This is a genomic window from Alkalibacterium olivapovliticus (assembly GCF_003003275.1).
Classification (GTDB): Bacteria; Bacillota; Bacilli; order Lactobacillales; family Carnobacteriaceae_A; genus Alkalibacterium; species Alkalibacterium olivapovliticum.
Genome location: NZ_PVTO01000064.1, coordinates 1 through 1695 on the forward strand (window position 1 = coordinate 1; position 1695 = coordinate 1695).

The window sequence follows — 1695 nt, forward strand, 5'->3', positions numbered from 1 at the left end:
TCGTAGCGACGGGGTTATATCTGCTGTTAACAGAGATGATCCGGATCGATCGGAGAGCCCTGTTAAAAGCTTATGCGATTACGGTGCCGCTGTATGTATTGTCAGTTATCGTAAATAACTGGTTCACTGATATTTTTAATGAGCAATCCAATTATCTATTTACCTATGAACCGGAATCGGCAGCGCCTTTAGTGTACTTGTACAGCCTGGGTTCTGATATCACAGTATCTGGAATGACATTCAATCCGGTCTACATTCTGTCTCTTACCATTATAGGAGCGGGGATCATGTTCCTGATGTATCTGGTGGCGAAACTGTATTATTCCAGAAAAGATTCCGACATTCAAAGGAAACTAGTTAACTAATAATAGAATAATGTAGTAAAGGAGCGATTGAAATGCAGGAGCGATCATCAACTGGACGAATCGATACGGTTTCAAAACTCATCGCAGCTTCTCCGCATACGCTTTATCAGGCTTTCATCGACCCGGATTCACTAATCAAGTGGCTGCCGCCGGAAGGGATGAGAGGGGAAGTCGCCTTATTCGAACCACATGCTGGCGGGAAGTATCGACTGATTCTCTATTATGAAAAGGGAGAACAGACTACAGGAAAATCGACTATAGATTCTGATGTTTCAGAAGGCACTTTCGTTGAAATAGTGCCGGATACGAAAATCGTCATGGCAGGTGCTTTCGATTCGGAAGACTCTGGCTTTGAAGGGGTTATGACGATGACCTGGTACTTTGAAGAAAATCTGGAAGGAACCAAGATCACGGTCATTGCAGAAAATGTCCCGACCGGAATCAGTAAGGAGGATCATATCGATGGACTGAGCTCTTCGCTGGAAAATCTGGAATACTTTGTAGAAACAAGGTAGCTGTGCTTTGCTTAATTTATCAAACGCATTAACACTATATTAGAAGAGAGAGGAGGGAGTGGTGTTATTGAAAGTTTTACATATGATATTTTCCATACTCGTACTTGTTATAGCAGCTTATAGCCTAATATATCAAAACTTTGCGTTTCAAAATTATATGATGGTTTTCTTAGCTCTAACGATGTTAATAGCGGGTTTAAAAGAATTCAAAGAAGAGCGAAAACTAGCAGGATGGACCTATATAGGGATTTTTATATATGGATTATTGGTAACAGTTCAAGGTTTTTTATTGAGCTAAAGGTATATTTAAGCCTTTTGTTATTTTAAGGTTTTGCCAGATTAAACAATCAGAAGATTCATTAACTATTTACGGTTATGCCATAGCCATGTACCGTTTTTTGGAATGGAACCGAATGTGAGCTTTCTTTCATGGGACAAGTGGAGCGAGCATGTAGCAGATGAAAGGCAAACGAACGTCGCCTACCTTCATTTAGCACGAAGAGAACAATTCAACTTTGAAACAACCGCCTCTGCTTGCTATACTTATCAAGACTAACCAATAGAAAGGTGTTTTTTATGCGGATTATTATTTCACCGGCAAAGAAAATGACGGTAGACAACGACAGCTTTAATCACAACCAGCTGCCTAAATTTTTAAATAAAACAGAGGAGCTGTTGAATCACCTAAAGTCCTTAACTTACGATGAACTGAAGAAAATCTGGAAAGCAAGCGACAAAATCGCAACATTAAATTACGAACGGATTCAGGAGATGGATGTGCGGAAAAATCTGACTCCGGCAATACTCGCTTATGA

Annotated in this window: 4 protein-coding genes; all 4 read left to right on the forward strand. The window is 40.1% G+C overall.

All coding sequences use genetic code 11. From position 1 onward, the window contains the following. Positions 1–365 (forward strand): hypothetical protein (locus tag CLV38_RS13805; protein ID WP_211295487.1); only part of this gene is annotated, 365 nt, incomplete at its 5' end. A gap of 32 nt (positions 366–397) precedes the next feature. Next, positions 398–880, forward strand: coding sequence for an SRPBCC domain-containing protein (locus CLV38_RS13495; RefSeq protein ID WP_106196500.1), 483 nt, complete (start codon positions 398–400; stop codon positions 878–880). A gap of 61 nt (positions 881–941) precedes the next feature. Then, positions 942–1178 (forward strand): DUF3953 domain-containing protein, encoded by a 237-nt coding sequence (locus tag CLV38_RS13500; RefSeq protein WP_106196503.1) that lies wholly within the window; start codon positions 942–944, stop codon positions 1176–1178. 278 nt (positions 1179–1456) lie between these two features. Beyond that, positions 1457–1695 (forward strand): peroxide stress protein YaaA (gene yaaA / locus CLV38_RS13505; protein WP_146129030.1); only part of this gene is annotated, 239 nt, incomplete at its 3' end.